The organism is Paenibacillus sp. FSL H3-0310, assembly GCF_038002785.1.
Lineage (GTDB): Bacteria > Bacillota > Bacilli > Paenibacillales > Paenibacillaceae > Paenibacillus_AQ > Paenibacillus_AQ odorifer.
Genome location: NZ_JBBODC010000001.1, coordinates 830146 through 843201 on the forward strand (window position 1 = coordinate 830146; position 13056 = coordinate 843201).

Here is a 13056-nt window from a genome sequence, read left to right on the forward strand (position 1 = left end):
GGTTTGATTTAAGAGTCATGCTTTAATGTACTTTGAAAGGGGGGAGAAATATGATTCAATCGTTTCAATATGCAGCTGGCGCAGGTGGTGGAGGTAGTATACTAGGCCTGGTAGGTCCCTTTGTCCTTATGTTTGTAGTATTCTACTTCTTGCTGATTCGTCCGCAACAAAAGAAGACCAAAACTCGTAACGCAATGTTGAAAGCTCTGAAAAAGGGCGATAAAATCGTTACTATTGGAGGACTTCACGGTACGATCATGGAGATTTCCGATGATATCGTGGTTCTGCGGGTCAACGATGTAACTAAGCTGACTTTTGATCGCGGTTCCATCAGCCACGCTGTGGCGACGGATGTCGAAGAGAAAGTATAGACTTGTTATTTAAGTACATAAAAAGCGGTGTCTTCTCATTGGAGAGGACACCGCTTTTTTGATCTTTAAGGTTATTAAGATTTAGCAGTTTAACTTTAACGTACATTTGTTACGCGGCTCGGAACGGTAAGCGACTCTTCACGTCCCCGCAAAGTTAATTTGGCGAGTTGAACGCCAACTGTAGAGGCTAGTACAGCTAGCAAGGTTCCACCAATCATATCTGTAAGCCAATGAATGCCCAGATAGAAAATTCCAAAGACGATTACAACTGCGGAAATACTAGTGATGGCCATCCAGCGGCGGTTCCCTGAACGGAAGGCCAGAAGTGCCATTGTAACAGATATGGACGTATGTAGACTCGGGAAGCAGTTATTGAGACCGGATAGCGGTCTATATTCCTGTTCGAATTTCGGAAATACATCCAGCATAGTAAATTTGACGCCCGCTGGCAGATAGGACCAAACCTCGTTTACCGGGAAGTAAAGATAGAATGGAATCGCCAAGGCATAGTTGATAATAATAGCATAGCAGGTGGCATATAACATCACCCGGTTTTTATCTAACAGATAGACCCCTAATGATGCTGCTAGAACAGACTGAAGCATGAAAATGTAGAAAAAGACGATGATCGGTGTTAACCATGGACTGTAGAATATATCCTGAACGGCTTGGACAAAATGACCCTCTAGACCAAATATAAACGGCGTATAATCAGAGGTAAGATGCATTTTTTGTTCAATTTGCAGTTCATATTTATTTATGGCTAATACGCCAAACATTCCTGCAATCAGCAACAAAAACTTATAGGATCGCAGCATCTCTTTCCCAATTCCAACCAATGCCATGAGTGGATTACGTTTAGCGCCAATCCATACTAATATCACTACTAATGCAACTGTGTACAAAACAATATGGTTCATTGATTGGTAAAACAAAGCAATCGAAGCCTCCTTGATCTCTTAATGAAGTCAGATGATCACAGTTTAACATATTTTCAAGGAATGTTTCGAATTTAATGGAATTATAATTTTAGCTTTTTTGTAAATTAACGCCAAACATTCCGCCGAGAGCGCCAATTGCTGCAGCTGCCAGAACCCATAGCAGATCCACACCAGAGGGTGCGCTGTCCAGTGCCAAAAAACCGATCAACAGAACGATAATTCCATAAAATGCGCCTGTAAGACTTCCTTGATACCAGCCTTTGCTCGTGGCTCTGCGACCGGCGGTTAGTCCTCCGAATGCTGCAGCTATGCCGTGTACAATGTATGTGTACATTGAGAGATCCTGCTCCTTCAGACTGCTGCCCCATAACAAAAGTGAGAGGACAAACGCACCCATCAGCATCCAAAGGAATGATCGACATAGGCCAGATAACACAGGATTGGCTATTCTCCACGAGAACATGCGCCGGATTAAATACATGGTACAACCTCCTAAAGTTTTTTTGAGGAAAAAGAATCAACATAGTTATTATTCATTGTATGGGATGGCTTGCCCCAATAGTACAAGAAAGGGCATTGCAGCCTTTTTACCATTAATTAATATGCCGGCTTCCGAATGTTCCCTGCACAGAGCGGTCAGAATAGGGTTACATTAATCCACCCGGGGAAACAAGTCTGCGGGTGAGAATGGAGGGGAGCGAAGCTATATGTTCCAGCATATCTCTACCCATATTTTCTTGACCGTGCTGATGTATTTCTTCATATTCCTGTGTATGCGCATCATGGGGAAGAGGGAAATAGGTAAGCTGTCTGTATTTGATCTAACGATCTCCATCATGATTGCTGAGATTGCTGTTTTTGTGCTTGAGGACATTAATCGACCGATCTATGAAGGAGTCGTTCCGATGGCAACATTGGTGTTGATACAGGTAATTGTGGCTCAGCTCAGTCTTAAGAGCAGAAAGCTCAGACTTTTAATGGACGGCAAACCGAGCATACTCATTTCTGGCGGCAAGCTGCACCGGGGCGAAATGCGTAGGCAGAGATATAATATTGATGATCTGCTGCAGCAGTTGCGTGGACAGAACATCGCCAGTCCTGCTGACGTGGAATTTGCAATCCTGGAGCCTAGTGGACAGCTAACGGTATTCGAGAAAGAGAAGGGGAGTTCATCCTCTAACCCATCAGGCAATAGCAGTGCAGCTGCTGAGCATAAAAAGAGTGACGATAATAAAGGGAACAAGAACCGTAAGATAGAGCTGCCGAAGAATAAGATCAGATATGAAGGACTTCCAATCCCTCTGATTATGGATGGAAAGGTGCAGGATCAGAATTTAGAGATGATTGGAAAAACCAGATTTTGGTTAAGAACTCAAATTCGTCAAAAAGGAGTATCTGATTTCAAAAATGTATTTCTATGCTCCATAGATCATAAGGGCAGAATTTATGTCGACCGTTTGGACAACAGATAGCTTTTTAGAGCCTGCGTTTGATAAACGGCAGACGGTCCAAATCACGAATTGAGATAAGGCCAGCTAACAGACTGATTCCGAAATACAGGACCATTCCTATCGCAGAGGCAAATATAAATTGAATCCATTGTACATCTGCAATGGGAATGGAAGTGTACACATAATGCACGCCCGCTCCCATAATGACCATTGCACATAAGGTTTTTATGGTTTCGGTTACTCTTAAAGATAATGAAATCAGACTGACCACACTGTATCCGTGAAGCATCGTAACCAGAATGCTGTTCACAATAATGGCTATGATGGCGCCGTAAATTCCATATTCAGGTTGCGATGCCAGTATTACGATCAGAATGATTTTGACTACTGCTCCAATTAAGGTATTGATGAGTGCCCTGCCCGGTCGATCCATAGCTTGCAGCGCAGCTTGTAAAGGAGCTTGAACATAAATGAACAAGGCGAATGGAGCCATGAGCTTCAGCATAGGAGCTGTATCCGCGTTACCATATAACAAATTGCATAGCGGAACCGCCAGGATATACATAAGAACAGCAAAAGGAGCCCCTGTTACCAGCGCAAGCCGCAACGCTTGATGCATACGCTTGTGAATGGTGGGCAAGTCCTTTCTTGCCGCAGCTTCTGATATGGAAGGAACCAGAGACACAGCAAGTGAAGAGGTTAATGCCCCGGGCAGCAGCAATAAAGGAACAACCATCCCTTGTAAAGACCCGTACTGAGCTGTAGCGGCAGCAGCGGCTATACCTGCCAAGGCGAGACTGCGCACAGTAATAATAGATTCCAGCAGATAAGAAAAAGAGCCTACAAGCCGACTTGCCGTAACGGGAATGGATATGCCTAGTAACCGCCGTAATATGGGGGAGTTGGCTTTCACACCTTGTGTATCAGATGGGATAACCTCCGGCTCGAGAGCGGGTTGCTCTGGAGTCGGATTTGTCTGCTTTTTATCTTTTTTAGTAATGACATAATATTGCCACAGAATCGCTAACATTCCGCCAATTTCTCCTACCGTCACACCTAACATCGCTCCAGCCGCCGCCATAGCAATACCCTTAGGAAGCAACAACCAGGAGAACCAGAGCATAAAGAATATTCGAACTAAAGATTCGAAGATGGAGGAGAGCGCCGATGGTATCATGTTCTGCTTGCCTTGGAAATAACCGCGGTAAATTGCAGATACGGCGACAATCCCAATCATTGGGATCATGGCAATAAACGTATAATAAACTCGATGGTCTGTTAAGATAACATTGGAGACCCATGAGGCACTTACCAAAGCAACCAATGTAAAGAAGATTGCAAGTCCAATACTAAGAGCAAGTCCAGTACGTAAAATCAGCCGTGATTTTTCAGGCCGATTCTCTCCTTCTGCTTCCGCCACCATCTTGGCTATCGCCAGTGGAATCCCGCCTGTAATGACAGTAACCAGCACAAGAAAAAAAGGATACGCGAGCTGATACAGACCCACACCTTCTGCTCCGATAATACGGGGTAAAGCAATCCGGGGAATAAATCCAAGCATCCGATTAATGATGCCGGCGGCTAGCAAGATTAAAGTTCCTTGTATAAAGCTCTGTTTCTTCAAAGGTCACGCCTTCTTCCCAAAATGAAATAAAACGCTGGCGAACTTGTCTATTCTTATGGATATGCTGTACCCCTATCTCGGCATGCCTTGTTTTAGTGGCATTAACTTTTTGTGACGGAAGAAGGAAAGCGAAGAACAAGAGTCGAATATCTATGGTGAGCATACGAACATGAGCGATCTTTGGAGGTGTCAACACGTGGAATCGGAACAGTGGAATCATGATCAACATAGTGAAGAAATCGAAGCCATGTGCCGCAGCAAAGCTGAAGAATTCCGGCTCCTCGGCTATGAGTATGTAACCAGCAAGGATATTTGGGATTGCATCAGCCGTAATTATGATAAGGAAGGCTTGCCTCCCCTACATAAGCTGGTAAACGACATTTATTCCTTGAAAGCCAATAGTTACATGAATTATTTGACTATTGCGGCCTATCGGGGGTTGAACTGAACAATAAACCACATATTTCTTTTTGCGAACTGCCTGATAAAGCAGTAAAGTAAGAGAATAATAACTCCACATCTCCTATTAAAACGGATGTCTTGCTGATTTAAGCAGGGGCGGCCGTTTCTTTGTGTGAGTATAGCTCTATCAATGCTGTGAATTGACGGTCATTTCGCGTGTAGCTATAATAGGAATATTGAGTTAATGAAAGGGGAACTAGCTAGAGCATGAAGAGACTAATGGGCTTTTTTATTACCGTGCTCGTTTTGACAGGCGTTATGGCATTTACTACTCCTGGACTGCTGGACAAGGTTAGACTTGGTCTTGACCTGAAAGGCGGATTTGAGATTTTGTATCATGCTGAGCCTATGGAAGCGGGAGCAGCATTGTCCCGAGCTTCTCTGCTGAAGACAGCGGAAAGCTTAGAAAAACGGGCGAATGCGCTCGGAACAAGTGAACCAGAGGTAACTACTGAAGGTACGGACCGTATCCGTTTGAAAATTGCGGGCGTAACGGATGAAGCCGAGGTTCGTAAAAAAATGAAGGAACCTGCAGTTCTGACTTTCCGTAGTGCTGCTGAAGGTGACGCTGAGGGAACTTACAGCAAAATCGAACTGGTAGGTAGTGATTTTGTTGAAGGTGCTGCAGAAGTTGGACGGGATAACCTGAATCAGCCAATCATCAGCATCAAGATTAAGGACAAGGACAAATTTGCAGAGATTACTAAACGTCTCTTGGGAAAGAATCTCGCAATTTACTTGGATGAGAACAAACTATCTGACCCTACGGTACAAGCAGTACTTACCGATGGCAGTGCTTCTATTTCTGGTAACTATACAATTAAGGAAGCGCGCGAACTTGCAGACACGATTAACCTAGGTGCATTGCCACTGAAGCTGACGGAGAAATATTCCCAAAGTGTGGGTGCTACCCTGGGTAAGCAATCGCTTGATCAAACGATTCGAGCAGGTCTGCTGGCTTCTGTGATTATCCTTATTTTCATGATCGGAATGTATCGTTTGCCAGGTCTTTTGGCTAGTTTTGCCTTGCTCTTGCATACATGGGCGCTAATTGCGGTCTTCGTCTTCGCGGACTTCACCTTGACGCTGCCTGGTATAGCCGCATTTATTCTGGGTATAGGTATGGCGGTCGATGCCAATATCATTACCAACGAACGGATAAGGGAAGAAATGCGCAGTGGAAAAAGTATACTGTCCTCCGTTAAGGCAGGGAATAAATCCTCTTTCCGGACAGTAATGGACTCCAATGTGACTACTATTATTGTGGCAGCAGTTATGTTTGCCTTCGGTACAGGTGCGGTCAAAGGCTTTGCATTGGTGCTGATTGTAGAAATCGTGCTGAGTATCGCCACGAATCTTTATTTCTCCCACTGGTTGCTTAGCCAGCTTGTCAAAGCGGGTAAGCTGAACAAACCGAAGAGCTTCGGTGTTAAGGAGAGTGAAATCCGTGCGCTTTAAGAAAGAGCTTGATTTCGTACATTTGAGTAAATATTTCTATATTTTCTCTATCGCATTGACAGTAGCAGGATTGATTTTCCTGGCGACATTTGGCCTGAATTACAGCGTTGACTTTAAAGCTGGATCTAATGTGGACATCTCCCTATCCAAGAATTTGAACTTGGATCAGGTTAAGACTGCAACTAGTGCAATCGATGTCGATCATGAACCGACGATTTCGTTTGGTGATCAGCGTGTGAATATTCGTTATGACGAAGTTCTTGATGAGGCTCAAGATGAAGCCCTAAAAGCTGAAATCCTTAAGCTGGATGACAAAGCATCATTTGAAATTAACACAGTGGACACTGAAATGGCTAAAGAATTGGCACGTAATGCTATTTATGCAGTTCTGATTTCTTGTCTGGGGATTATTATTTATGTAAGTATTCGTTTTGAATGGCGTTTCGCCGTGGCATCGATTGTGGCCTTGCTCCATGATGCCTTTATCGTAGTCGCGCTCTTCTCTATCTTCCGCTTGGAAGTGGATTTGACGTTCATTGTAGCGGTGCTTACGATCATCGGTTATTCCATCAATGATACGATCGTTATCTTTGACCGTATCCGTGAGAATTTACGTTTTGGTAAACAGAAAACTTATGAAGACTTGAAACACCTTGTGAACAAAAGTGTGGCTCAAACGCTCATGCGTTCTCTCTATACTGCATTTACCGTATTTATTGCGGCGTTCTTCCTGTTATTGTTCGGAGGCGAGTCGATTAAGATGTTCTCGCTTGCGATGGTAATCGGTTTGCTCTTCGGAGCTTACTCTTCCATCTTTATTGCAAGTCCACTCTGGTTAGTGCTTAAAAAGCGTGAGAAGGTTAAAGTGAAGAGCAGCCCGAATAAAGGTTAGAAGAAATTAGCATCGAAGTTCTACTTTTCTTATACGTTTAAGAAAGCCGCGTCAAATGCGACGCGGCTTTCGAAATCTTTAGGGTCATGTCATGTGTATTGAATCATCATGAGATTACTTGCTATTGGTAAGGAGGGCCTCGTATGAATAAAGAACGATCACCGCAAAGCGAGACGGTTGCTTGGACAGGGATCATTAGCGATGTTACTTTGGCAGTAGCTAAGGGGAGTTTTGGCTATATTTCAGGGAGCAAGGCATTAATGGGGGATGCTTTGTATTCCGGAGCAGATGCAGCAGCTAAACTGGCGGATATTCTTCCGTGGCGCTCTGAGCAAGGGAGAAAGAGTAAGCAACGGATCGAAGAACGGCGGGGCACTAAGGAGCCGCTGCTGGCTATACTTTTTTCGGTATTTATTCTTATGGGGGGACTGCAGATCGCATTCTCTGCAATCCGCGACTTAACAGATGGAAAATCATCTACACACGGACAGCTGGCGTTTGTAACTGTCTTAGTATCTATTGTGTTTAAAGAAGCTGTTTTTCAATATCAATATCGCTACTTTAAAAAAATAGGTGATGGCAGTCATGCTGCATATGTTAATAGTCATCGTTTCAGCTTATATACATCTATCACAGTATTAGTCGGAATTTCGTTATCCATGGGTGGTACCTATTGGCATCCTCTATCTTATATGGATCCTATTGCCGCACTCTTAACCGGAGTTTTAATTCTTCGTAAAGGCTATTCACTCATTGCTAGCTCTATTAACACTAAAAATGCGCAGGAGCTTCCTTCGGAGGAAGCCGCTAATTTTATTGAAACAGTGCAACGTGTTCATGGCGTCATTCGCGTAGAACATTTGAAGGCACTTGAGCAAGGGAATTATGTGAATCTTCAAGTGAAAATCAGTGTGAATCCGCGGATTACGGTGATGGAAGCACAGGATATTTCGGAATGCGCTAGGAAGCTGCTGCAGCACCGGTTTGTTCATGTCGGTGAGGTGCATATGGACGTTGTTCCTTATGATCCCGGCTATCCGTACAAAAGCAATTATGAATTGCCGGATAATGATATTCCTACGTTGCTTCAGTAGTTTGCAAGGTGAGAGAAAGGTGAGTTCTATTGCTTTATTCAAAAACAAGATGGCAATCTCCGGCAGCCAATCCCGACACAGTTAGGGATATGGCCCGGAGCCTTTCTATTTCTCCACTCTTATCCTCACTATTAGTAAATAGAGGAATGAACACGCCTCATGAAGCTCTATGCTTTATGGATGGCAGTGAGGAAGAACAGCATGATCCGTTCCTACTCAAAGGAATGGCTGAAGCGGTTCCTAGAATTAGAAAGGCTTTAAAAGATGAAGAACATATTCTTATTTATGGCGATTATGATGCCGACGGGGTGTCCAGCACAGCACTTATGATTCATCTGCTGCGCTATTTAGGCGCTTCCTTTGATATTTATATCCCACACCGCTCTAACGAGGGTTATGGGCTGCATAATCATGCCCTGGATTGGGCTTTACAGCAAGGTGTCTCCTTAATCATTACAGTAGATACTGGCATTAGCGCTTATCATCAGGTTGCTTACGCTAATGAACTGGGGATCGATGTGATCGTTACGGATCACCATGAACCTCCTGAGCTTTTGCCAGAGGCCTATACGCTTATTAATCCCAAGCTGCCAGATTGCCCTTATCCGTTCAAAGGATTAGCGGGTGTAGGTGTGGCTTATAAGCTTGCTCAGGCTATTCTAGGGGAAGAGACTCCCACAGAATGGGCAGAGATTGCAGCGATAGGAACGGTTGCGGATTTAATGCCGCTGCTTGGCGAGAACCGTGAGATTGTTAGAAATGGCTTGGAAAGTATGCGGCATTCAAGTTTCCCGGGGATTCGTGCCTTACTCGCTGTCAGCGGTGTGAACATGAGCACTGTGAGTGCGGTCAATATCGCTTTTGGCATGGCGCCGCGCATCAATGCCAGTGGTCGCCTGGATCATGCTGGACGGGCTGTGTCCCTCCTCACTACCGAGCATGCGGCTGAGGCAGAGCAGCTAGCTGGAGAGCTTGACCTGCTTAACAAAGAACGCCAATTGGTGGTAGAAAGAATTGTTGTTGAGGCCACTGCCAAGCTGGAGCAGATGACACAGGGTGGCGAAATCCCAGACATCATTGTTCTTGCTGATCATGGCTGGAATGTAGGTGTGGTAGGTATAGTGGCTTCCAAACTACTGGAGCGTTATTATCGGCCTGTGATCATTCTGGATATACATCCAGAGACCGGAATGTGCAAAGGTTCTGCTCGCTCCATACCTGGACTTGATATCTACGCTGCACTTTCTTCTTGTTCTGATTTAATGGATCATTTTGGAGGTCATCCAGCCGCTGCGGGAATGAGCCTGCATCGGGATGGATTAGAAGCCTTTGCTGCAGCATTAAATGAATATGCGTCCGGGGTGTTAACGCCAGAGCATTTCGTTCCTGTTGCTTCCGCTGATGCAGAGGTGTCAATCTCGGATTTATCACTGCAGACCGCGCTAGAATTGGAAAGGCTTGCACCTTTCGGAATGTCTAATCCGTTGCCGAAGTTTATTATTCGTGGGGCTACCGTGAAAGAGACACGTACAATGGGTCAAGATGGAAAACACCTGAAGATTGTATTGCAGCAGGGGAAAAACAGCATTGAAGCCTTGGCGTTTGGTAAAGGCGCTTTATCCAGGCTGCTACCGGCGGGTACTACGATCAACGTGTTAGCTGAGCTGTCGATCAATGAATGGAATGGCTCACGCAAATCACAGCTGATGCTGCAGGATTTATCTGTGCAGGATGCCCAGTTATTCGATCTTCGTGGTGCTGCTGACGCCGTACGGCAAGCCGCACATATTAGAGAACTACTTCTTCCTTATAGTGGTGCGGGTCCGTATCGAGCTGCTGCAGTGTTTCAGAACGGACGTAGTACGCCTGCAAGTGAATTGATAGGAATGTCTTTATGGGTATATGATAAAGAAGCTGGCATTAGCGCTGCTGTTAAGGATGAGCCCCTTCAGGAGTCAGGGCATGTCTCTCTGTTATGCATACTGGATATGCCGGAGACTCCTGAACAACTGGATGCGCTGCTCCAAACCTTCCCTAATGCTGATAATATTGCGTTATTGCATTCTATCAAGGATGGCCGAGAACGACTTATTACTCCCACGCGGGATCATTTCAAAATACTATATAAACTGTTGGCTTCGATCACCTCAGTTGCAACGCCTGAGAACGAAGTTTTGCTGCGGTTAAGCCGCCAGTCCTCGTTAAGTATCCGCATGCTTAACAACATGCTTGATGTGTTTGAGGAGCTTGATTTTATTAAAAGAAGTCAGGGAAGTGTGGCGTTTATTACTCAGCCAGTAGCTAAAAGTCTGACAGCATCGAGTCATTTTGTTAGACTGGGACAGATGGCGGAGATGGAGCAATACTTCATGGAGGGCAGCCTGTCAGAGTTACAGGACTGGATGTTATCGCGTCGTTTAGGCGTATCATAATCCATGCGAATATGAGATGCTGAGCGTACCCAATGGTGTATAAAAATGCAACGCTCATATAACAAAGCGAATGCTTACGAAGCAAGTTTTGCCGATCTGAAATCACTGTAGCTTATGCTTACAAAACAAAGCTTTACGAAGCAAGTTTTGTCGATCTGAAATCAAAGCAGCTTATGCTTACAAAACTTATAGGAGATGATAAATTTGGATTTTAAAGATAGTATTCGTGTGATTCCTGATTTCCCTAAAGAAGGTATTAGTTTTAAAGATATCACCACATTGCTTAAAGACGGTGAGGCTTACCGCCAAGCGATTGACGCGTTGAAAGCTCTCGTAGCGCATTTGGAAATCGACGTTATCGCTGGACCAGAAGCACGTGGCTTCGTAGTTGGAGCACCTCTTGCTTATGCGATGGGAGTAGGTTTTGTGCCGATTCGTAAAAGCGGGAAGCTTCCATATGAGACTATAGAGGTAGGTTATGATCTTGAGTATGGCAAGGACACCCTTGCTGTTCACACAGATGCCATCAAGCCTGGTCAAAAAGTATTGATCGCTGATGATTTATTGGCTACTGGTGGAACCATTGCTACTTCGGTTAACCTTGTAGAACAGCTTGGCGGTAAAGTGGTAGGTGCTGCTTTTCTGATTGAGCTGGTTGAGCTTGCTGGGCGTAATAAGCTTTCTGGAGTTGAAGTTCTTTCCTTGGTGAATTACGAGGATTAATCTTGTAAAGTTTGTCTTTTCCCGGGAAATAAACGGGGATTCGGCGCTCGAATTATGCTGAAAAGTGCAAAGATTAACGCGTGACGCAAAGTGTGGAAGTTAAACATTAATTGGAAAATGTAAGATAATAACAGCAGCTGTCTGCCTTGTGGCGGAGAGTTGCTGTTTTGTATCTGCGTTAATAAAAAAAGCTGCCCAAGTCCATAAATGGATGTTGGAGCAGCTTTTTTAAAATTCTATTTTTACAATTGATTAATGGGCAGTTTTATCACTTTCTCCGCCATCATTAGACAGTCCAAGCACTTCAATGAGTTTGAAGAACAATGCCAATACGATACCAACAATTGTAGCCAGCGCCATACCACTTAGTTTAACGTTGCCCATAGTAAGGGTTGTACCACTGATTCCGACAACGAGTACCAACGTAGCCATGATCATGTTCGTAGCTTTGGAAAAATCAACTTTTTGCTCAACGAAAATACGTAATCCGGAAGCCGCAATTACACCAAACAGCAACAGGGATACACCACCCATTACAGGGGTTGGAATATTAGCGATAACGGAGGAGAAAGTACCAGAGAATGAAAGCAGAATAGCAATCACCGCTGCGCCGCCGATTACATATACCGAATATACTTTAGTCAACGCCATAACCCCGATATTTTCACCGTAGGTTGTATTTGGAGTAGAACCGATAAAACCGGAGATAATTGTAGATATCCCGTTCCCCATCAGAGAGCGGTCAAGTCCAGGATCTTTTGCCAAGTCTCTGCCGACAATATTGCTTGTAACAAGTAAATGTCCAATATGCTCAACAATAACAACTAATGATACCGGGATAATAGTGAATATTACATTCCAATCAAATGAAGGAGTAACAATGGAAGGATGCGCTAAAAATTTTGCATTAGAGATAGCAGCGGTATCCACCATTTTCAAAATATATGCTAAACCATAACCAGTGACGATACCAATAAGGATGTGAATGATTTTTGGAAAACCGCGGAAGAGTACAGCTCCAATTACAGTTACACCAAGTGTCACCATAGAAAGTGCGATTGTTTTGCCATCTGGAGTCCAGTCTGTAACTGCAACGCCTTCAGGAGCAATAAGTCCTGCCATTCGTGCGGCAACAGGTACAAGTTCAAGTCCGATCGTAGCTACGATAGCTCCCATTACTGCCGGAGGGAAAACAACATCAATCCATTTGGTTCCTGCATAACGAATGATCAATGCCACGAGCACGAATATAATACCAGTGACGATAAAAGCACCCAAAGCAAGCGAGTATCCTTTCATGTGATCATTTGGGTAACGACTGAGTACTGACAATACCGGTGCAATAAAGGCAAAGCTGGAACCAAGGTACGCAGGGATTTTACCACGACAGATCCAAATGTACAGCAATGTACCGATACCATTCATAAGCAAAATCATTCCAGGGTCGACCCCGAACAAGTTAGGCACTAGCACTGTACTGCCAAACATGGCAAACAAATGCTGGAGACTTAATAGAAAGCCTGGGCCCCATGGAAGTTTTTCGTTAACTTGAATTTCGCGTTGCAATGGAGTTCACTCCTCTTTCTTATCTGATATTAGGTTGTCCGG

The 13056-nt window shown here is 44.4% G+C and carries 12 protein-coding genes; 8 read left to right on the top strand and 4 right to left on the bottom strand.

All coding sequences use genetic code 11. The features are described from left to right. Positions 1 to 50 precede the first annotated feature (50 nt). A complete protein-coding gene (gene yajC / locus MHH63_RS03790) occupies positions 51 to 371 on the top strand; it encodes a preprotein translocase subunit YajC (protein WP_038572999.1) in 321 nt (106 codons plus the stop codon). A gap of 95 nt (positions 372 to 466) precedes the next feature. On the opposite strand, the gene MHH63_RS03795 is transcribed toward yajC, so the two are convergent. Both MHH63_RS03795 and MHH63_RS03800 read right to left on the bottom strand, forming a co-directional pair. After that, on the bottom strand, positions 467 to 1306 hold the full coding sequence (locus MHH63_RS03795) for a phosphatase PAP2 family protein (protein WP_341171223.1): 840 nt from the start codon (positions 1304 to 1306) through the stop codon (positions 467 to 469). A gap of 94 nt (positions 1307 to 1400) precedes the next feature. Continuing rightward, positions 1401 to 1793 (bottom strand): TIGR04086 family membrane protein, encoded by a 393-nt coding sequence (locus MHH63_RS03800; RefSeq protein ID WP_036677660.1) that lies wholly within the window; start codon positions 1791 to 1793, stop codon positions 1401 to 1403. A gap of 226 nt (positions 1794 to 2019) precedes the next feature. Between MHH63_RS03800 and MHH63_RS03805 the strand changes: the two genes are divergently transcribed. Beyond that, a complete protein-coding gene (locus tag MHH63_RS03805) occupies positions 2020 to 2784 on the top strand; it encodes a DUF421 domain-containing protein (protein ID WP_076130399.1) in 765 nt (254 codons plus the stop codon). 4 nt (positions 2785 to 2788) lie between these two features. On the opposite strand, the gene spoVB is transcribed toward MHH63_RS03805, so the two are convergent. Then, complete coding sequence (spoVB, locus tag MHH63_RS03810) at positions 2789 to 4387, bottom strand: stage V sporulation protein B (RefSeq protein WP_076185511.1); 1599 nt, start codon at positions 4385 to 4387, stop codon at positions 2789 to 2791. A gap of 196 nt (positions 4388 to 4583) precedes the next feature. Here spoVB and MHH63_RS03815 point away from each other — a divergent pair, with 196 nt between their 5' ends. The 6 genes from MHH63_RS03815 (at position 4584) to MHH63_RS03840 (ending at position 11448) form a co-directional block, all read left to right on the top strand. Next, entirely contained in the window at positions 4584 to 4835 is a 252-nt protein-coding gene (locus MHH63_RS03815; RefSeq protein WP_036677655.1) for a post-transcriptional regulator, read from the top strand. Positions 4836 to 5056: 221 nt separating this feature from the next. Then, positions 5057 to 6307, top strand: coding sequence for a protein translocase subunit SecD (gene secD / locus MHH63_RS03820; protein ID WP_036677653.1), 1251 nt, complete (start codon positions 5057 to 5059; stop codon positions 6305 to 6307). Beyond that, complete coding sequence (gene secF, locus MHH63_RS03825; protein WP_052097271.1) at positions 6297 to 7199, top strand: protein translocase subunit SecF; 903 nt, start codon at positions 6297 to 6299, stop codon at positions 7197 to 7199. The genes secD and secF overlap by 11 nt, the downstream gene beginning before the upstream one ends. A 143-nt stretch (positions 7200 to 7342) precedes the next feature. Then, positions 7343 to 8293, top strand: a complete 951-nt coding sequence (locus MHH63_RS03830; RefSeq protein ID WP_036677651.1) for a cation diffusion facilitator family transporter — start codon at positions 7343 to 7345, stop codon at positions 8291 to 8293. A gap of 29 nt (positions 8294 to 8322) precedes the next feature. Further along, a complete protein-coding gene (recJ, locus tag MHH63_RS03835) occupies positions 8323 to 10725 on the top strand; it encodes a single-stranded-DNA-specific exonuclease RecJ (protein WP_341171224.1) in 2403 nt (800 codons plus the stop codon). A gap of 204 nt (positions 10726 to 10929) precedes the next feature. After that, positions 10930 to 11448 (top strand): adenine phosphoribosyltransferase, encoded by a 519-nt coding sequence (locus MHH63_RS03840; protein ID WP_036677647.1) that lies wholly within the window; start codon positions 10930 to 10932, stop codon positions 11446 to 11448. A 252-nt stretch (positions 11449 to 11700) separates the two neighbouring features. Here the strand turns inward: MHH63_RS03840 and uraA are convergent, their stop codons facing one another. Further along, positions 11701 to 13014 (bottom strand): uracil permease, encoded by a 1314-nt coding sequence (uraA, locus tag MHH63_RS03845; protein WP_340976741.1) that lies wholly within the window; start codon positions 13012 to 13014, stop codon positions 11701 to 11703. Positions 13015 to 13056 lie beyond the last annotated feature (42 nt).

Bases quoted from the DNA above. Each gene is read 5' to 3' on its own strand.
- yajC (WP_038572999.1), top strand. From the start codon at position 51: ATGATTCAATCGTTTCAATATGCAGCTGGCGCAGGTGGTGGAGGTAGT.
- MHH63_RS03800 (WP_036677660.1), bottom strand. From the start codon at position 1,793: ATGTATTTAATCCGGCGCATGTTCTCGTGGAGAATAGCCAATCCTGTG.
- MHH63_RS03805 (WP_076130399.1), top strand. From the start codon at position 2,020: ATGTTCCAGCATATCTCTACCCATATTTTCTTGACCGTGCTGATGTAT.
- secD (WP_036677653.1), top strand. From the start codon at position 5,057: ATGAAGAGACTAATGGGCTTTTTTATTACCGTGCTCGTTTTGACAGGC.
- MHH63_RS03830 (WP_036677651.1), top strand. From the start codon at position 7,343: ATGAATAAAGAACGATCACCGCAAAGCGAGACGGTTGCTTGGACAGGG.